The following is an 18489-nucleotide window of genomic DNA, read 5'->3' on the forward strand; positions in this document are numbered from 1 at the left end:
GCAGCGTGACGGGATTGTGAAGCCCGTTGAGCGACTTATTCAAGCGCAAGCAATGCGGCGGCGGGGTGGCAAACGTGCTCAAAAAGCCGCGATCCAGGGGGCGCGCGGAACCGCCCCAGCATGGGCTGCCGTTGCCATGGCAGCTACTCCCGTACCCGCTCCAGCTTCTGCAGGCAGCGCGTCGCGCGCACCGCGGCCGGCATCTCCTCGTCCGGAAAGCTGGTCGTCCAATTGGTGACGCCGACCTCGCCGACATAGATGTCACCCCTCGAGTCCAGTGCGAGCCCATGCGGCGCGAGGAATTTGCCGCTGGCAACGCCCGGGCCCTCCTCGCCGCCAAGCCGTGCGATGCGTTTGCCTTGTGCATCGACGATCGACAGCCGCGGGCCGAGATTGGGCACATTGCGGTTGATGGCAAGGCCGGGGCCGAGCTCGCCGATGACGAAGGTCGGGCTCTTGGCCCCGCCGCAGCAGCACAGCGCGCAGGGCCGGTGCAGATTGTTCCACTGCGTCTCGTATTTGCCCTCGCCGTCGAACACCTGGACGCGGTGGTTCTCGCGATCGGCGACATAGACCCAGCCGTCGGCATCGGTGGCGATATTGTGCACGATATTGAACTGGCCGGGATCGGTGCCCGGCTCGCCCCAGCTCTTGATCAGCTTGCCGTCGGGCGTGAATTTGTGCACGCGCGCATTGCCATAGCCGTCGGAGACGTAGATCTCGCCCTTCGGCGACAGCGCGGTATGGGTGCAGCGGTGGAACGGCTCGCCGCTCATGAACGGCGCCGGCTTTGCGGGAATGCCGATCGTCAGCAGCACCTTGCCGTCGGTGGTGCATTTGCGCACGGTATGGTCGCCGTCGTCGGTGCAATAGAGATTGTCGTCGGCGTCGATATGCAGGCCGTGCGCGCGCGAGAATAGGCCCTCGCCAAAACTGCGCAGGAAATTGCCCTCGCGGTCCAGCACCACCATCGGGTGGGCGCCGCGGTTGAAGACGTAGACGCGGTCCTTGCTGTCGACCGCGACCGAGGCGACGTCGGTGAGTTGCCAGCCGTCCGGCAATCTCGCGAAGTTGTCGACGACGCGGTAGCGGTGCTCGCCGGTGCCGAGAATGGCTGGCATTGATATCTCCTCTTGTCATTCCGGGGCACGGGGAGCGTGAGCCCGGAATCCATCGGGCCGCGGGTTCCGGAGTTTCCATGGATTCCGGGTTCGCGCTGACGCGCGCCCCGGAATGACGGCTGTAGCTATATTCGTGCCAAAATCCCTTCCTCGATCGCCTTGATCTGCAGCGCCAGATATTTCGAGTTGATCCGGCATTGCGCCAGGCTCCCCGCAATGAACCAGAGGCCGGGCTGCTTGGTGCGCGCATACATGTTGCGCAGCTCGAAGCCGTCGCCAAAACCCCAGATCGGGCCGACGCGGTCGGCGATGCCGTCGCCGAACAGCTTGCGCACCAGATACTCCTGCGGCTTGTAGCCGGTCGAGAGCACGATCAGGTCGGCGGCGATGATTGAGCCGTCCTTCATCCGCGCGCCCTCGGCGTTGAAGCTTTCGATGTCGGAAATCTGCCTGAGCTTGATCTTGCCCTCGACGATCAGGTTGGAGCAGCCGACGTTGAAATAATAGCCGCCGCCACGGGTGAGGTATTTGAACTGCCAGCCGGTGCCGGCCTCGCCGAAATCGAGCCTGAAGCCGACGCGCGAGAGGCCGTCGAGCAGCTCCTTGTCGAGCTCCTTGGATTGCTCGGTCAGCATCGCATGCGTCTTCTTCGCGAGCGGCGTCGGCATCGAGGCCGCAATCAGGTCGTTGTCCTCGAGCGTGCCCTCGTTGTAGGTCGCATAGGCCAGCTGCGCCGACGGCTCGATATTGGTGACCAGCGTCGGCGAACGCTGCACCAGCGTCACCTCGGCGCCGCTGGAATGAAGATCCTGCGCGATGTCGTGACCGCTGTTGCCGGTGCCGATGACGATCGCGCGCTTGCCGGTCCAGTTCTCCCCGTCCTCGTAACGGCTGGAATGCACCAGCGTGCCCTTGAAATTGTCGAGGGTCGGAATGTCGGGAATGTTGGCGATGCCGCTGACGCCGGTCGCTATGATCACATGGCGCGGATGCATGGTGCGCTTGCTGCCGTCGGCGCGCCGCAGCGTGACGGTCCAGTGGCCTTTAGCCTCGTCATAGGCGCCGCCCTCGAAGTCGGTGCCGGTCCAGAAGTTCAGCTCCATCGCATCGACATAGGCCTCGAACCAGTTGGCGAGCTTGTCCTTGGGGATATAGACCGGCCAGTTCGGCGGAAACGGCATATAGGGCAGGTGATTCACCTGCACCTGGTTGTGCAGGGTCAGCGCGTGATAACGCTTGCGCCAATTGTCGCCGATCCGCATCTCGCGATCGACGATCAGGGTGTCGACCTTCAGCTGCTTTAGCCGCGCAGCAATGGCGAGCCCGGCCTGGCCGCCGCCGACCACCAGCACGGCCGGGTCACGATCGACATAGTCGCGCGAGGCGTTGCGCTGGTCGAGCCAGTTCGGCCCGCGGAAGTCGCGCGAATAGGCCTGGCCGCGCGGCCGCGAGGTGCCGAGTTGTTCCTCGAAGCCTTTCAATTCGTCGAGCGCGGTGAGCAGCGTCCAGGCTTTCAGGCTGTCGTCAGGGCCGTCGGGAATGAGCCGGACGATGCCGCTGCCGCGGCCGAGCGCGGTCTCAAAATTGAAGATCGCTTCGATGTTGTTGGTGCCGGCCCGCGTCACCCAGCGCGGCGGCGCCCGGTTCGGTGCGATCTTGAAATTGGTCGGCGTTGCCTTGGGCGCCAGCGCGGCCAGCGCTTGCGCAATCGTCTCGCGCCCGGCGATTGTCTGCAGGTTCCAGCTCAGCGCCAGCACGTCGCGCCAGAAGCCGTCGGCGAGGAAGAGCGGGCCCAGCGTCGCGGGATCAGGTCTGCTTAAGGTGCGCTCGAAGTCGTCGAGCCAGGCCTGTGCGGCAATGGAAATATCCTGCGTCCGGTCCAGCATGCGCGACCTCATGGCCGTCTTCGCGGCGTTTCCTCAGAGATCGAACGCTATACGGTTTCGCCGCCCGCCAAAAGCCGCGGACCCGAGCGAGGCCGGCATGCGGCCCTGCCCGGACGGAATATGGCCCGGAATTCCACGCGTGCGGACGCCGCCGGAGAACGGCTTAAGCGCCGCCCGGCCCCCGGTCTGCCCAATAGGGATCGCGCAGCTTGCGCTTGAAGATCTTTCCGGTTGCCTCGCGGGGCAGCGCATCCAGGAACTTGACCTCCTTCGGCACCTTGAAGTTGGCCAGGCGTTCGCGCAGATAAGCCTGCACCGCGGCGGCCGAGAGTTGCTCGGCCCTGTCGGGCTCGATGCAGGCGCACAGCCGCTCGCCATATTCCGCGTCCGGGATGCCGAACACGGCGCAATCGCGCACGCCGGGCATCGCGATCAACACGTTCTCGATCTCGGCGGGATAGATGTTGACGCCGCCCGAGATCACCATGTCGCGCTTGCGGTCGCACAGGAACAGATAGCCGTCCTCATCGAGATAGCCGACGTCGCCGACGCTGACGAGACCGTCGCGCCCGGCCTCGGCGCGCGCCTGCGCCTTGCCGTGATAGTCGAAATCGGGCACCGCGGTCTGGCGCATGTAGATCTCGCCGACCTCACCAGCATCGCAGAGGCTGCCGTCGTCGCGAAAGATCTTGACGATGCCGCCTTCGATGGCGCGGCCGACCGTGCCGGGCTTCTTCAGCGCCTCTTCGGCCGAGTGCCAGACCGGGATGCCGGTCTCGGTCGAGCCGAAATATTCGTTGATGACCGGTCCCCACCACTCGATCATGGCCCGCTTCACCTCGGGCGGGCAGGGCGCCGCGCCGTGCACGACGAAGCGCAGCGACGACAGGTCGTAACGCTGCCTGACCGCTTCGGGCAGGCGCAGCAGACGGACGAACATAGTCGGCACCATGTGGATATGCGTCACACGGTGGCGCTCGATCAGCGCCAGCAGCTCCTCGGCGTCGAAGCGCGGCTGAAGCACGATGGTGCAGCCGTTGCGGAACGCCATCATGCCGTAGGAATGCGGCGCCGAGTGGTACATGGGACCGTTGATCAGCACGACCTGGTCCTCGCGCGGTTTGATGCCGTAGGCGATCGCGCCGACCCGCTCGGAGGCGGCGGCCTGTTCCGGCTGCATCGGCATACGCCGCACGCCCTTCGGCATGCCTGTCGTGCCAGAGGTGTAGATCATCGCCGCGGCCCGGCGCGGCGGCTCCTGCATTTCGGTGTGGCCGTCGCGCCAGCGGTCCCAGTCGGTGAGGCCAGCCGGGATCTCGGTCAGCTCCTGGGGAATGGCGAAGGTCGCCGCCAGCTCGGGCGGCGTCGCGACCACGAGCAGGCGGACATCCTCCGGAGTGCCGCCGCGGATTTGCGGCAGCAGGTCGGCGTGGCAGATCAGGATCTTCGCGCCGCTGTCGGTCAGGATGTAGCGGACCTCCTCGGCCTTCAGGTGCCAGTTGATCGGCACCACGGGGCTGCCCAGTGCGGCCGAGGCCGCGACCACCTCGAACAAGGCGAAGTCGTTGCGCAGCATCATGGCGACCGGTGCGCCTTCGGCAAGGCCGAGGGCGCGCAGCCCGCTCGCCGCGCGCCTGATGCGCGCCTGGATCTCGTCATGGCCGATCCGGCGTTCGCCGCCGATGATCATGGTCATTCCCATTCCGTTGGAGTCAGCGATCGTCCAGCACGTCGCCGAAGCCGACCCAGCTCTTGCCGTTGAAGCGCCGCAGCTGCAGCTGCTGGAACGGCAGATAGTCGTCGGCTGCGGTGCTGACGGATATGCCGGGCAGCAGCAGCGGCAGCTTCACCTCTTTCAGCGAGGCGGACTGGCGCATGATGTTGTCGCGGCTGAAATCGTCCTTGCATGCCTTCAGCACCGTCATCAGCAGCGTCGCGTAATGGTAGCCGGCCGCATAGTTGGAGTTGGAGAGGTCCGCATTCGGCATGTACTGCTTCATGAAGGCGAAATACTCCTTCACGCCGGGATCGCTGGCCCATTGCGGGTCCATCGTGTCCTTCTGGTTGCTCGACGAGATCAGGCCGACGGCGTTCTCGAGCCCGGCAGGCTCCAGGAACGAGATCGACGAGGCCGAGGTCGGCACGAAGAACAGCTCGGGCTTCCAGCCGAGCTCGGCGACGCCCTTGATCATCTGCGAGGTGAACTTGCCGAGCACGACGCCGAACAGCACGTCGGCGCCAGATGCCTTCAGGGTCGAGAGCTGCGAGCTGATCGTCGGCGCGCTGGTCTCGTAGGTCGCCTCCGCAACGATCATGCCGGCGGCCTTGTCCCCGAGCGCGCGCTTGAAGCCGGCGACATAGTCGCGGCCGAAATCGTCGTTCTGGGACAGGATGGCGATCTTGGCGCCCGGCTTGGTGCGCAGCACGTGCTTGGCATAGACCACGCCTTCGGATTCATAGGCGGCCATGCCGGGCATGGTCCATGGATATTTCTGCGGATCGGCCCATTTGGTCGCGCCGGAAAGCACGAACAGCTGCGGCACCTTCTTGCCGTTGAGGTAGCGATGCACGGCGCTATTGGTGGCGGTGCCGAGCGAGCCGAACAGCATCAGCACTTCGTCCTGCTCCACCAGCTTGCGGGTCTGCTCAACCGTCTTCGGCGGCGAGTAGGCATCGTCCAGCGTGATGAACTTGACCTTGCGGCCGTTGATGCCGCCTTCGGCATTGATCTTCTCGAAGAACGCCTCCTGCGTCCGGCCGATCGCACCGAAGCCGGAGGCCGGGCCGCTATAGGGCAGGGTCTGTCCGATCCGTATCTCCGTGCCTTCGGCGTGAGCGCTGTCCGTGGCGAGTGCCAGCAGGGACAGACCGATCAGTGCGGCTGCCAGCTTCATGATATCCTCCCGTTTGTCTTGTCAGTTGGAGACGTCAGGCGCAGACGCGCATTAGGAAATCCTGCCTCGCCTGATCGAATTCACGCTTCATGCGGTCGACGAACTCCGCAACGGGCGGGGCATCAGTAATCTGGCCGATGCCCTGGCCCGATCCCCAGATGTCGCGCCACGCCTTGGACTTCATGTTGCCGCCGGAGCCGAAATTCATCTTCGATTTGTCGGCGGCGGGGAGGTTGTCCGGGTCGAGGCCGGCGGCAGCGATCGACGGCCCCAGGTAATTCCCGTGCACGCCGGTGAACAGGTTGGTGTAGACGATGTCGTGCGCGGCGTGCTGCGTCAGCGCAGATTTATAGGCCTCATCGGCGTTGGCTTCCTGCGTCGCGATGAAGCGCGTGCCCATATAGGCGAGGTCGGCGCCCAGCGTCAGCGCCGAGGCGATGCCATAGCCGTCGCTGATCGCGCCCGACAGCAGGACGGCGCCGTCAAACCATTGCTTGACCTCGCGCACCAGCGCAAAGGGCGACAGCGTGCCGGCGTGCCCGCCCGCACCGGCGCAGACCAGGATCAGGCCGTCGACGCCCTGCTCGGCGGCCTTGCGCGCGTGCTTGACGTTGATGACGTCGTGGAACACCAGCCCGCCATAGGAATGCGCGGCCTCGACGATCTCCGCCGGCGGCCGCAGCGAGGTGATGATGATCGGCGCCTTGTGCTTGACGCAGGTCTCCATGTCCTTCATCAGCCGGTCGTTCGAGGCATGGCAGATCTGGTTGACGGCGTAGGGCGCGACCTTCTTGCCGGGATTGCGCGATTTGTACTCGCCGAGCTCGTCCTCGATCCGGCTCAGCCATTCGCCGAGCTTCTCGACCGGGCGGGCATTGAGCGCGGGAAAGGAGCCGACGACGCCCGCCTTGCACTGAGCGATCACCAGTTCCGGGCCGGAGACGATGAACAGCGGCGAGCCGACCACGGGCAGCTCGAGCGAATCCTTCAAGAGATTGGGTAGTGCCATCATGTCCTCCCGAAACGCAGCCCCGCCCGCGGGCGGATGACGAGGCGTTTCCGTATTGATTGTCGCGCGGGCGGATGGGCCGCCCGGGCCGCGGATTTGATCCCATTATAAGGTTGGACGACGCGGCCCGGCCGTTCAATAATGAACGGACGATCATTCAGGTATGAACAGGGCTGCCGATGGATTGGGACCTTTGCAAGACCTTCGTCGCGGTCGCCGATACCGGCAGCTTCACCGCCGCCGCCCGCCGCCTGCACACCAGCCATCCCACTGTCAGCCGCAAGATCGCGGCGCTGGAAGCCCAGCTCGGCACCAGATTGGTGGCGCGCGCCGCCGACGGCCTGGCGCTGACCGCGGATGGACGGACCTTGCGCGAGCACGCCGAGGCCATGGCGGCCGCAGCGCTGCGGGCCGAGACCGCAGTGGCGGCGGGTGGACACAAGGCGCGCGGCATCGTCAAGCTGTCGATCGGCGCGACGCTGGCCTCGCACTGGCTGATGCCGCGCTTGCCAGCCTTCCTGCGCGCGCACGATCATATCCAGCTCGAGATCATCACCCATCCCTTTCCGGCGAGCGTGCGCCGGCGTGAGGCGGACGTGGTGCTGCGGCCCTTCGATACCGGGGAGGAGAACCTGGTCGGCCGCAAGATCGGCCGTCTCGGCACCGGCTTCTATGCCTCGCGCGATTATGCCGCCGGGCGGTCCTTGCCGGAACGGCGCGGCGATTGGAAGGAGCACAGCGTCATCGGCTTCGCCGACCAGACGTCCAATGCGCAGCTTGCGCGCTGGAGCGACGTCGTCACGCGGCAGGCAAGGGTGGCGATGCGCTGCTCGTCCCAGGGGGACATGCTGGCGGCGGTCCGCGCCGGCATCGGAATCTCCGCGCTGTCGTGCTTCGTCGCCGAAGCCTACTCCGATCTCGTGCGCGTCGCTCCGCAGAAGCTCGCCAGCGTGGCGGATCTCTGGCTGCTGGCCCACCCCGACCTCGTCGAGCTGCCGGCGGTGCGCGCCGTGATCGAATTCGTCGCCGAATGCGCCCGGACCGACCGCGCGCGGCTACGGGGTTAGCCCGCTCCCGCGAGCACGCCCTCGCGCTTCTTCACCGCGCGGTAATAGCTCCACCACAGATGCGCCGCCGCACCGCGCAGCGGACGCCAGGGCTCGGCGATCGGCGCCATCTGCTTCTCCGTCGGCCGCGCCTTGAGGCCGAGGCCGATACGGATGCCTTCCTGCACGGCGAGGTCGCCGGCCGGCCAGGCATCGCCGTGGCCGAGGCAGAACAACAGGTAGAGGTCGGCCGTCCAGGGGCCGATGCCGGGCAGCGCGATCAGGGTGTGATGCGCGGCGTCGGCATCCTCCTCGGCGAGCACGTCGAGATTCAGCCGCTGCGCGGCGATCTCGCGGGCGAGATGCTTGAGCGTCTTGATCTTGGCGGCGGAGAGGCCGAGCCGCCCCAGCCGGTCGGCGCGGGCGCGGCGCACGGCGTCATGGTCGAGCGGATCGAATGCGGCCGACAGCCGTCCCCAGATCGCCGCGGCGCTCGCGGTGGAGAGCTGCTGTCCGCAAACGATGTGCGCGAGCCCCGTAAACCCGGGCTCGCGCCGCCGCAACGCCGGCATGCCCGCGATCTCGAGCACGGGCTTGAGCCGCGGATCGCGCTTGATCAGCGCGTGGACGGCCTCTTCGAGATCGGACTGGGTTTCGAGGTGGATGGTCATGGTGGGCGGGTTCTCTCCAGCGTCATGGCCGGGCTTGTCCCGGCCATCCACGTCTTTCTCACCGCGAGGCACTGTGTAGCATGAGCGGTGGTCGTGGTGTTTGTTCGTGACGTTGACACCATCGGTCTGTGGTACCGAAGAACGTGGATGGCCGGGACAAGCCCGGCCATGACGAGATTCATGTGATGGCACCACCCGTTTTCCGATTCGCCCCGAGCCCGAACGGCTTCCTGCATCTCGGCCACGCCTATTCCGCGCTGCTCAACTTCGATCGCGCGCGGGAGACCGGCGGCCGATTGCTGCTGCGAATCGAGGACATCGACGCGACGCGGTGCCGGCCGGAGTTCGAGACGGCGATCTACGAGGATCTCGCCTGGCTCGGGATTGCCTGGGAGACGCCGGTTCGGCGTCAATCCGAACATCTCGCCGATTATCGCGCTGCGCTGGAAAAGCTCTCTGTGCTCGGTCTTGTCTATCCCGCCTTCGAAAGCCGCGCCGAGATCGCAAGGCTGGTGGCGGCGCGCGAGGCCGCTGGCCCGTGGCCGCGCGATCCCGACGGCGCGCCGCTTTATCCGGGCGAGGCCAAATCACTTTCGGCTGACAAGCGCGCGCAGCTGATCGCCTCGGGCGTGCCCTATGCGCTGCGGCTCGACATGGCGGCCGCCTGCCGCCGCGTCGCCGGCCTGAGCTGGAACGAGCTCGGCGAGGGGCCGGATGGCGAACGCGGCGTCGTCCCGACGCGACCGGAGGCCTGGGGCGATGTCATCCTGGCCCGCAAGGAAACGCCGACCAGCTACCATCTCTCGGTGGTCGTCGACGACGCGCTCCAGGGCGCCAGCGAGATCGTGCGGGGGCAGGACCTGTTTCACGCCACCGCGGTGCACCGCCTGCTCCAGGTCCTGCTCGGCCTGCCCGAGCCGGCCTATCGCCATCACCGGTTGATTCGCGATGAGGCGGGTCGGAAGCTGTCGAAATCGGGCCGCTCGACCGGTCTGCGCGAATTGCGCGCGGCCGGCCTCACGCCTGCCGCGATCCGCGGGCTGGTGGGATTAGGTTAAGTTTCTCTGGGGGTTAGCGAAACGTCGCCGTGACTCCGGGCGTTCCTCCGTGCCATGCTTGGCCAGCGCGGGGTTCGAAGAGGGTACTTCGAAGGGGATTCATGGCGGCGAAGACGCGTCCAGTGCGCACCACCCGGACGTCCAGGCGGCGGCCGCTTCGGAAGCGGCCCAGGGCGGCAGGCCAGCTGCGCAAGCGCAGCACCAAGGCGGTTGCGCCTGATGTCGTCCAGGCGGCGCTGGCCGCGTTTGCCCATGAGGTCCGCACCCCCCTGACCGGCATTCTCGCGATCAGCGACCTGCTCGCGACCTCCGATCTCGGCGAGCGGGAGCGGCGCTGGGCCGACACTATCAAGGCCGGCGCCGAGCATCTGGCGAGCCTCGCCACGCTGTTCGTGGATGCTGCCAGAACGGGAAAGGGCGGCAGCACGCCGCGGCAGGACCTGTTCGATCTCAAGGCGCTCGCCCGTACCGCCGGCGATTCCCTGGCCGGCCGTGCCGCGGCCAAAGGTCTCCAGGCCAAGGTCGAGATCGCCGACAAGATCCCAGGGCTCGTGGTCGGTGATTCCGTCCGCCTGCGCGCCGCGCTCGAGAACCTGATTGACAACGCCGTGAAATTCACCGACCAGGGCGGTGTGGCCCTCGCGGTCGAGCCGTGGCGTCCGGCCAAAGGTAAAGCAAAGGGCAGGGTCGGCGTCGCTTTCGCCGTGTCCGACAGCGGCATCGGCCTGACCATGACCGAGATCAAGCGGCTATTCCGCCCGTTCACCCAGGCCAATGTCACCATTGCCGCACGCTTCGGCGGCGCCGGCTTGGGGCTCTCCTCGGTCAAGCAATTGGCGCGGGCGATGGGCGGCGATATCACCGTCGCTCCGCGCCGCGGTGGCGGCGCCACCTTCACATTGACGGTGTCGCTGGACGCGGCGGGACCGGGCAAGGTCCGCAAGGCGAAGGACGGCAGCGAGCCCGAGGCGGTGGCTGCGCTCCGCGTGCTCAGTGTCGAGGACAACCCGTTCGGCCGCGTCGTGCTCAACACCATCCTGACCGAGCTCGGCCATCATGCCGAATTCATCGGGCGCGGCGAGGACGCCGTGAACCGGCTGGAGCAGGGCGCATTCGACGCGGTGCTGATGGACATGGTGCTGCCGGGCATTGACGGCATCGAGGCCATCAGGCGGATTCGCATGCTGCCAACGCCGCTGGCTCGGATCCCGATCATCGGCGTGTCCGGCCGCGGCGAGGACGAGGCCGCCTCGCGCGAAGCCGGGGCCGACGCCTTCCTGGTTAAGCCTGTGTCTCCGAGGGCTTTAGCGACTGCGCTGCTTGAAGCGACACGCCGTGAGGAAGCCTCGACTTGATGATCGCGGCGTTCAGCTCGCCGCCGTAAACGAAGATCGCGGCGATGAAGTACAGAAACACCAGCGCGATGATCACCGAGGCGAGCCCCGCATACATGGTCACGTAGTTGTTGGCAAAGCGGGCCAGGTATTGGCCGAACACGATGCTGGAGATCAGTGACGCCACGATGGTGAAGACGATGCCGGGCAGTATCTGCAGGAAGCTGCGCCGTCCCGCCGGCAGCCAGGCGTGCAGGATGAGCAGTGCGATCACCAGCGCGCCGATGGAGATGCCGTAGCGCACCCAGGTGAGGATGCTCTCGTTCGATTCGACGAACAGGGGAATGTGGCGCCGCGCGGCCTCGATGATGAGCGGGCCGAGCACGATCAGGAACGCCATGGCGAGCGCCGTGAAGGCCGCAATGATCGTATAGGCGATTGATTCCAGCCGGAGCCAGTACCAGCTTCGCATCTCCACCACCGCATAGGCGCGGTTGAGCGCGACCCTGAGCGCCTCGACGCCGTTCGAGGCGAAATAGACCGACAGCGCCGCGCCGATGGTCAGAAGCCCGGTACGGGTGGTGGTCAGCACGTCATGCACCTCGCCCGAGATCGAATCGGCGACTTGCTTGGGCCAGACCTGGAGCATCAGGCTGGCCGCCTGGTCGGCGAGTTCCTTGGAGCCGAAGAAGCCGGCGAGCGCGGTCAGCACGATCAGGAATGGGAACAGCGCCATCAGCGTCGACAGCGCGATGTGGCTTGCGATCGCCCAGCCGTCATCGGCGAGGAACGTGTAGAACGCGTCCTCAGCGACGCAGTAGATGTAGCGGATGGCTTTCACTTGGCACCTACGCCGCTGCCCTCTCCCTCTGCACGTAGGGAGAGGCCAGGAGAACAAGCAATGGGCGCAAATCGAAAAATCATCGCGCTACCATCTGATATTCTTGGCCCAAAAGCCAGTTCGCGAAGCGCCCCGCCGTCATTCCGGGGGCGCGCCAAGCGCGAGCCCGGAATCCATCTAGCCGCGGCGCAAGTGGCCCGATGGATTCCGAGCCCGATGTGCCGGGCCTCGCTGCGCTCGGTCCCGCCGCATCGCCCTGGAATGACGAGCTGGGGAGATGGCGGACCGGCACACACGGTGTTATCTACCTTCAAATGGCATCTCTCCTGAGTACTTTCATCCTGCCGGCCGCAGCCGGCGCCGTGGCGCTGGTGCTGCTGCTCGGGCTCATCAACATGATGCGCGGCGGCTCGCCCAACACCTCGCAGAAGCTGATGCGCTGGCGCGTGCTGCTTCAGTTCGTGGCGATCATCATCGCGATGCTCGCGGTCTGGGCGATGGGACGCTGATCATGGTGGTGCTGAACCGCATCTACACGAAGACCGGTGACGATGGCACGACGGCGCTCGGAACCGGAGAGCGACGTCCGAAATACGATCTGCGCATCGAGGCCTATGGCACCGTCGACGAGACCAACGCGGCGATCGGCGTGGTCAGGCTCTACACCGCCGAGATGCACGAGCTCGACGCGATGCTCGGCCGCATCCAGAACGATCTGTTCGATCTTGGTGCCGATCTCGCGGTGCCGGAGCGGGAAGGCAAGGCCGAGCGGCTGCGGGTGGTGGCGAGCCAGGTCGAACGGCTCGAGCGCGACATCGACATGCTCAACGACAAGCTCGCGCCGCTGACCTCCTTCGTGCTTCCCGGCGGCACGCCCGCCGCGGCCCATCTGCATGTGGCGCGCACGATATGCCGCAGGGCGGAACGCGTGATCGTGGAACTGGCGGCCCAGCCAGGCGAGCCGGTCAGCGCGGCTGGCATCCAATATATGAATCGCCTGTCCGACTTTCTCTTCGTGGCCAGCCGGGTCGTGAACGGCAATGGCGCGGGCGACGTGCTCTGGGTTCCCGGCCAGAACCGCTGACCCATCGCGCTCCCGCATTTCAGAGGGCCAAAATTAGACCCGTTCGCGCGTTGACCGGGGCAGATCAGGCCTTTAGGTTCCGCGCCAGTTGATAACCCCCCTCCCAAATTGAGTGAAAGAGGATCGATGAAGGTCTTAGTGCCGGTAAAGCGGGTGGTCGATTACAACGTCAAGGTCCGCGTCAAGGGCGATGGATCGGGCGTTGAACTCGCCAACGTCAAGATGTCCATGAACCCCTTCGACGAAATCGCTGTCGAGGAAGCGCTGCGCCTGAAGGAAGCCGGCAAGGCCACCGAGGTCGTGGTGGTCTCGATTGGACCTGCGCAGGCGTCCGAGACGATCCGTACCGGTCTTGCCATGGGCGCCGATCGCGGCATCCTGGTCAAGGCGGAGGGCACGGTCGAGCCGCTGGCTGTCGCCAAGATCCTGAAGAAGGTTGCGGAAGAAGAGCAGCCCGGCCTGATCATTCTCGGCAAGCAGGCGATCGACGACGACTCCAACCAGACCGGCCAGATGCTGGCCGCGCTGCTCGGCTGGTCGCAGGCAACCTTTGCCTCCAAGCTCGAGGTCGAAGGCTCGGACTTCAAGGTCACCCGCGAAGTCGATGGCGGCCTGCAGACCGTGAAGCTGAAGGGGCCGGCGATCGTCACCACCGATCTCCGCCTCAACGAGCCGCGCTACGCCTCGCTGCCCAACATCATGAAGGCGAAGAAGAAGCCGATCGCGGAGAAGACCGTCGCCGATACCGGCGTCGACATCGCCGCGCGCCTCGAGGTTCTAAAGACGGCTGAGCCCGCGGGCCGCAAGGCCGGCGTCAAGGTCAAGGACGTCGCCGAGCTGGTGTCCAAACTCAAGAACGAAGCCGGGGTGCTCTGATGACGACGCTTCTGATTGCCGAACACGACAATGCCTCGCTCAAGGACGCCACCAACAAGGCCCTGACCGCGGCAGCCGCGCTCGGCGCGGATGTCGAAGTGCTGGTTGCCGGCCAGAATGCCAAGGCCGCGGCGGATGCCGCCGCCAAGCTCGCTGGCGTGAAGAAGGTGCTGCTCGCCGATGGCGACCTCTACGCGCACGATCTCGCCGAGCCGCTGGCTGCGCTGGTGGTGTCGCTGGCGTCCGGCTATGACGCCATCGTCGCGCCGGCGACCTCGCGCTTCAAGAACGTGATGCCCCGCATCGCCGCTCTGCTCGACGTCATGCAGGTCTCGGAGATCACCAAGGTGGTCGCGCCCGATACCTATGAGCGCCCGATCTACGCCGGCAACGCCATCCAGACGGTGAAGTCGAAGGACGCCAAGAAGGTCATCACGGTCCGCACCTCCACCTTCGCCGCAGCAGGCGAGGGCGGCAGCGCCCCGGTCGAGACCGTGGCGGCGGCGGCCGATCCGGGCCTGTCGACTTTCGTCGGTGAGGAAGTCGCCAAGAGCGATCGCCCCGAGCTGACCTCGGCCAAGATCATTGTCTCCGGTGGCCGCGCCATGCAGAGCCGCGAGAACTTCGCCAAGTACATCGAGCCGCTCGCGGACAAGCTTGGGGCCGGTGTCGGTGCCTCGCGCGCCGCGGTCGATGCTGGCTATGCGCCGAACGACTGGCAGGTCGGCCAGACCGGCAAGGTCGTGGCGCCCGAGCTCTATGTCGCGGTCGGCATTTCCGGCGCGATCCAGCATCTGGCCGGCATGAAGGACTCCAAGGTGATCGTCGCGATCAACAAGGACGAGGACGCGCCGATCTTCCAGGTCGCCGACTACGGCCTGGTCGCCGATCTCTACCAGGCGGTTCCTGAGCTGACCGCCGAACTCGGCAAGCTCGGCAAGTAAAAGGCATCGAAAACACCGGCCGGAGGTATAAACTCCGGCCGGTGTTGCGTTTCTGAGGCGTTTTCTTTGGCGTGGGGCGCGCCTTGGAGGCGATCCAATCTAGGTTTCGAGCCAAGGTTCTGATTAAATCGGACCTCCCGGCTCGAGGGGAAAAGGCAGGGCGCGCCCCCCGCGCGCCGTTCCGGTGGATGACAATATGGCGGCAGTGATCAAGAAGGTCGGCGTGATCGGCGCGGGTCAGATGGGCAATGGCATCGCGCATGTCGCGGCGCTCGCTGGCTTCGACGTGGTGCTCAACGACGTTTCAGCCGACCGCCTCAAGTCGGGCATGGCCACCATTAACGGCAATCTGGCGCGTCAGGTCTCCAAGAAGGCCGTCACCGAGGACGACAGGGCCAAGGCGATTGCGCGTATCAAGCTAGCCGAGAAGCTGGACGATCTCGCCGATTGCGACCTCGTCATCGAGACCGCGGTCGAGAAGGAAGAGGTCAAGCGCAAGATCTTCCACGAGCTCTGCGCCGTGTTGAAGCCGGAGGCGATCGTCGCCTCCGATACGTCCTCGATCTCGATCACGCGCCTCGCCGCCGCCACCGACCGCCCGGAGCGCTTCATCGGCATTCACTTCATGAATCCGGTGCCGTTGATGGAACTGGTCGAACTGATCCGCGGCATCGCCACCGACGACGCCACCTTCGAGACCGCCAAGGAATTCGTCGGCAGGCTCGGCAAGCAAGTCGCGGTCTCCGAGGATTTCCCGGCCTTCATCGTCAACCGCATCCTACTGCCGATGATCAACGAGGCGATCTACACGCTGTATGAAGGCGTCGGCAACGTCGAGGCGATCGACGCGGCGATGAAACTGGGCGCCCACCATCCCATGGGTCCGCTCGAGCTCGCCGATTTCATCGGTCTCGACACCTGCCTCTCCATCATGCAGGTGCTGCACGAGGGGCTGGCCGACTCCAAGTACCGCCCGTGCCCGCTGCTGGTGAAATACGTCGAGGCCGGCTGGCTCGGCCGCAAGACCCAGCGCGGCTTCTACGATTACCGCGGCGCCAAGCCGGTGCCGACGCGGTAAGGTGGTCTCGTGCCTCGGGCGCAGCGCGGAGCGCTGCAGAGCCGGGGCCCAGGAGCCGCGCGCTGAATGCTGGGTCCCGGCTCTGCGGTGCGTCACTTGCGTGCCGGCCCTTGTCCGGGACACGATTGCCCGTACTGCTCCATCACAGTTCATGTCGGGTTAACCTCTCGCGCCTAGGTTACGGCCGGTACGAGGGTTCGCGTAATGGACATGATGGCAATGGTCAGCACCATGCTGGCCGCACAGCAAGGCGCGCTGCAGTCGAATATTGCGGCGACGCTGACCAAGCAGAACGCGGATATGGAGAAATCCACCGTCCTGACGCTGCTCGGCGCCGGCCAGCCCTCGCTCGCCAATGTCGGCCCTGGCGTCGGCGGCAATCTCAACGTCACGGCCTAGCGCATGATCCGGAAGAGTGGGAACCGATTTTCCGATCGGATCATGCGTAAAATGACTATCTAAAGCGACGCGACGGCCTTCCCTGTTGCCGCCCGGATCAGCTTGAGTGCGTCCTCGCTCGCCCATTCCGCCGGCCCGGCGATCGTCGCGATCTCGCAGCCCTGCGGGTCCACCAGCACCGAGGTGGGCATGCCCAGCGCCCGTCCCACGGCTTTAAGATCCTGAAAAACCTTGGCTTTGTGGTCGCTGAAATAGCCGAGCCTGACAAGGTTGGCGTCTTTCAGGAAGGTTTTCGGCTTCTCCAGGTCGCGGGTGTCGATGTTGATCGCCACCACCTCGAAATTCGGGCCCGACAGCTTGCCCTGGAGCTCGTCCAGCGCCGGCATCTCCTTTCGACAGGGCACGCACCAGGTCGCCCAGAGGTTCACCAGCAGGGTCTTGCCGCGGAAGTCGGACAGCTTCTTCGGCTTGCCCTCGGAATCCTCGAAGGCGAGGTCGGGCAATCTCAAGGGGGTGCTTGCCATGGTCAGCGCCGCCACTTCGCCATGGGCGAGCGGGGCAATCTTCTGCGCCGTCGCGACCGCCGCCTTGCAGGTCGGATCGCCAGATGGCGCCCGGCTCAGGCCCAGCCCGTACAGCGCGGCGAAGCCGGCCAGCCCGCCAATCGCCACGGTGGCGATGACGAGGGGGATGCGGCGCGTGGAGGGCTTCGGTTCGAGCATATCGTTTGTCATCCGGTCGCAGATATGGCTATCAGGGGCCTCTTAATACGGCTGGCCGCGGCCAGCAAACGTTCGGCAAATCAGGCGTGAGCACAGGGGATCATGAGCAACAAGATGTGGGGCGGCCGGTTCTCGGAACGCCCCGACGAGATCATGGAAGAGATCAACGTCTCCATCGACGTCGATCGTCACCTCTTCGCCCAGGACATTGCCGCGTCCAAGGCCCACGCCGCGATGTTGGCCAATCAGGGCATCATCACGGCTTCTGATGCGAAAAATATCGGCAAGGGTCTAGACACAATCCTGTCAGAGATCGGCAAGGGCGGCTTCGAATTCAAGCGCGCGCTCGAGGACATCCATATGAATGTCGAGAGCCGCCTGTCGGAGCTGATCGGCCCGGCCGCCGGCAGGCTGCACACCGCGCGTTCGCGCAACGACCAGGTCGCCACCGACTTCCGTCTATTCGTCCGCGACGTCATCGACGAGACCGATGCCGCGCTCGCCGCGTTCCAGCAGGCCCTGGTGGACCGCGCGCTGGAGCACGCCGCAACCGTGATGCCCGGCTTCACGCATCTGCAAACGGCGCAGCCCGTCACGTTCGGCCATCACCTGCTGGCCTATGTCGAGATGGCGGCGCGCGACCGCGGCCGCTTCCAGGACGCCCGCAAGCGGCTGAACGAATCGCCGCTGGGCGCGGCCGCGCTCGCCGGCACCTCGTTCCCGATCGACCGCCATGCCACCGCGAAGGCGCTCGGCTTCGACCGCCCGATGGCGAACTCGCTCGACGCCGTCTCCGACCGCGACTTCGTACTGGAGACGCTGTCGGCCGCCTCGATCTGCGCCGTGCACATGTCGCGCTTTGCCGAGGAGATCGTGATCTGGACCTCGCCGCTGGTCGGCATGATCCGGCTCAGCGACAAGTTCACCACGGGATCCTCGATCATGCCGCAGAAGCGCAACCCGGATGCCGCCGAGCTGGTGCGCGCCAAGACCGGCCGCGTCATCGGCGCGCTCAACGGGCTCCTGATCGTCATGAAGGGCCTGCCGCTCGCCTATCAAAAGGACATGCAAGAGGACAAGCAGGGCGCCATGGAGGGTTTTGCCGCGCTGTCGCTGGCAATCCGCGCCATGACCGGCATGGTCCGTGATCTCGTTCCGGACGAAGCCAAGATGAAGGCGGCCGCGGGCGAGGGTTACGCCACGGCGACCGACCTCGCCGACTGGCTGGTGCGGACGCTGAAGATGCCGTTCCGCGAGGCGCACCACGTCACGGGCCGCATCGTCGCCAAGGCCGCCGAGGGGGGCGTCGCGCTGCACGAGCTGCCGCTGAAGGAAATGCAGGCGATCGAGCCCAAAATTACCAAGGACGTGCTCGGCGTGCTCTCGGTCGAATCATCGGTGAAGAGCCGCACTAGCTTTGGCGGCACCGCGCCGAAGAATGTGACGTCCCAGGCCAAGGCCTGGGCGAAGCGGCTGGAAAAAGAGCGAAAATTGGGCTGAGGGCAAAATTTCGCTTATGTTTCATG

The 18489-nt window shown here is 65.8% G+C and carries 18 protein-coding genes; 10 read left to right on the forward strand and 8 right to left on the reverse strand.

The genetic code is table 11. From position 1 onward, the window contains the following. Positions 1-143 precede the first annotated feature (143 nt). The 5 genes from ABIA40_RS33545 to ABIA40_RS33565 form a co-directional block, all read right to left on the reverse strand. A complete protein-coding gene (locus tag ABIA40_RS33545; RefSeq protein ID WP_271546140.1) occupies positions 144-1121 on the reverse strand; it encodes a peptidyl-alpha-hydroxyglycine alpha-amidating lyase family protein in 978 nt (325 codons plus the stop codon). A gap of 125 nt (positions 1122-1246) precedes the next feature. After that, complete coding sequence (locus ABIA40_RS33550; RefSeq protein WP_404545513.1) at positions 1247-3007, reverse strand: NAD(P)/FAD-dependent oxidoreductase; 1761 nt, start codon at positions 3005-3007, stop codon at positions 1247-1249. A 163-nt stretch (positions 3008-3170) separates the two neighbouring features. Continuing rightward, on the reverse strand, positions 3171-4697 hold the full coding sequence (locus tag ABIA40_RS33555) for an acyl-CoA synthetase (protein WP_404546420.1): 1527 nt from the start codon (positions 4695-4697) through the stop codon (positions 3171-3173). A 22-nt stretch (positions 4698-4719) separates the two neighbouring features. Further along, complete coding sequence (locus ABIA40_RS33560; protein ID WP_157286816.1) at positions 4720-5901, reverse strand: ABC transporter substrate-binding protein; 1182 nt, start codon at positions 5899-5901, stop codon at positions 4720-4722. Positions 5902-5935: 34 nt separating this feature from the next. After that, the gene (locus tag ABIA40_RS33565; protein ID WP_404545515.1) at positions 5936-6910 is read right to left on the reverse strand and encodes an NAD(P)H-dependent flavin oxidoreductase; all 975 of its coding nucleotides are present in this window, start codon (positions 6908-6910) and stop codon (positions 5936-5938) included. 179 nt (positions 6911-7089) lie between these two features. Here ABIA40_RS33565 and ABIA40_RS33570 point away from each other — a divergent pair, with 179 nt between their 5' ends. Next, the gene (locus ABIA40_RS33570) at positions 7090-7977 is read left to right on the forward strand and encodes a LysR family transcriptional regulator (protein ID WP_035996816.1); all 888 of its coding nucleotides are present in this window, start codon (positions 7090-7092) and stop codon (positions 7975-7977) included. On the opposite strand, the gene ABIA40_RS33575 is transcribed toward ABIA40_RS33570, so the two are convergent. After that, positions 7974-8627 carry a DNA-3-methyladenine glycosylase gene (locus tag ABIA40_RS33575; RefSeq protein WP_157286851.1) on the reverse strand — a complete coding sequence of 218 codons (654 nt, stop codon included), beginning with the start codon at positions 8625-8627 and terminating at the stop codon, positions 7974-7976. The genes ABIA40_RS33570 and ABIA40_RS33575 overlap by 4 nt on opposite strands. 185 nt (positions 8628-8812) lie before the next feature. Here ABIA40_RS33575 and gluQRS point away from each other — a divergent pair, with 185 nt between their 5' ends. Next, complete coding sequence (gene gluQRS, locus ABIA40_RS33580; RefSeq protein ID WP_404545517.1) at positions 8813-9685, forward strand: tRNA glutamyl-Q(34) synthetase GluQRS; 873 nt, start codon at positions 8813-8815, stop codon at positions 9683-9685. 101 nt (positions 9686-9786) lie between these two features. Then, positions 9787-11040 carry an ATP-binding protein gene (locus ABIA40_RS33585; protein WP_157286819.1) on the forward strand — a complete coding sequence of 418 codons (1254 nt, stop codon included), beginning with the start codon at positions 9787-9789 and terminating at the stop codon, positions 11038-11040. Here the strand turns inward: ABIA40_RS33585 and ABIA40_RS33590 are convergent. Further along, positions 10967-11860 carry a YihY/virulence factor BrkB family protein gene (locus ABIA40_RS33590; protein WP_271546128.1) on the reverse strand — a complete coding sequence of 298 codons (894 nt, stop codon included), beginning with the start codon at positions 11858-11860 and terminating at the stop codon, positions 10967-10969. The two genes, ABIA40_RS33585 and ABIA40_RS33590, sit on opposite strands and share 74 nt — an antisense overlap. A 314-nt stretch (positions 11861-12174) precedes the next feature. Between ABIA40_RS33590 and ABIA40_RS33595 the strand changes: the two genes are divergently transcribed. The 6 genes from ABIA40_RS33595 to ABIA40_RS33620 all read left to right on the forward strand — a co-directional run bounded on the left by ABIA40_RS33595 (position 12175) and on the right by ABIA40_RS33620 (position 16241). Then, positions 12175-12369, forward strand: a complete 195-nt coding sequence (locus ABIA40_RS33595; protein WP_028178512.1) for a twin transmembrane helix small protein — start codon at positions 12175-12177, stop codon at positions 12367-12369. 2 nt (positions 12370-12371) lie between these two features. Then, the gene (locus ABIA40_RS33600; RefSeq protein ID WP_275501249.1) at positions 12372-12944 is read left to right on the forward strand and encodes a cob(I)yrinic acid a,c-diamide adenosyltransferase; all 573 of its coding nucleotides are present in this window, start codon (positions 12372-12374) and stop codon (positions 12942-12944) included. 126 nt (positions 12945-13070) lie between these two features. Then, positions 13071-13820: an electron transfer flavoprotein subunit beta/FixA family protein gene (locus tag ABIA40_RS33605; protein ID WP_271546125.1), complete on the forward strand. Its 750-nt coding sequence runs from the start codon at positions 13071-13073 to the stop codon at positions 13818-13820. Next, on the forward strand, positions 13820-14764 hold the full coding sequence (locus tag ABIA40_RS33610; RefSeq protein WP_036020748.1) for an electron transfer flavoprotein subunit alpha/FixB family protein: 945 nt from the start codon (positions 13820-13822) through the stop codon (positions 14762-14764). Before ABIA40_RS33605 ends, ABIA40_RS33610 begins: the two co-directional genes overlap by 1 nt. A 196-nt stretch (positions 14765-14960) precedes the next feature. Further along, positions 14961-15842, forward strand: a complete 882-nt coding sequence (locus tag ABIA40_RS33615; RefSeq protein WP_128265896.1) for a 3-hydroxybutyryl-CoA dehydrogenase — start codon at positions 14961-14963, stop codon at positions 15840-15842. A gap of 204 nt (positions 15843-16046) precedes the next feature. Further along, positions 16047-16241, forward strand: coding sequence for a hypothetical protein (locus ABIA40_RS33620; protein ID WP_008543352.1), 195 nt, complete (start codon positions 16047-16049; stop codon positions 16239-16241). Positions 16242-16300: 59 nt separating this feature from the next. On the opposite strand, the gene ABIA40_RS33625 is transcribed toward ABIA40_RS33620, so the two are convergent. Continuing rightward, a complete protein-coding gene (locus ABIA40_RS33625; protein ID WP_271546117.1) occupies positions 16301-16963 on the reverse strand; it encodes a thiol:disulfide interchange protein TlpA in 663 nt (220 codons plus the stop codon). Positions 16964-17065: 102 nt separating this feature from the next. Between ABIA40_RS33625 and argH the strand changes: the two genes are divergently transcribed. Continuing rightward, a complete protein-coding gene (argH, locus tag ABIA40_RS33630) occupies positions 17066-18463 on the forward strand; it encodes an argininosuccinate lyase (protein ID WP_404545522.1) in 1398 nt (465 codons plus the stop codon). Positions 18464-18489: the final 26 nt, after the last annotated feature.

The organism is Bradyrhizobium sp. USDA 223 (genome assembly GCF_044909005.1).
Classification (GTDB): domain Bacteria; phylum Pseudomonadota; class Alphaproteobacteria; order Rhizobiales; family Xanthobacteraceae; genus Bradyrhizobium; species Bradyrhizobium yuanmingense.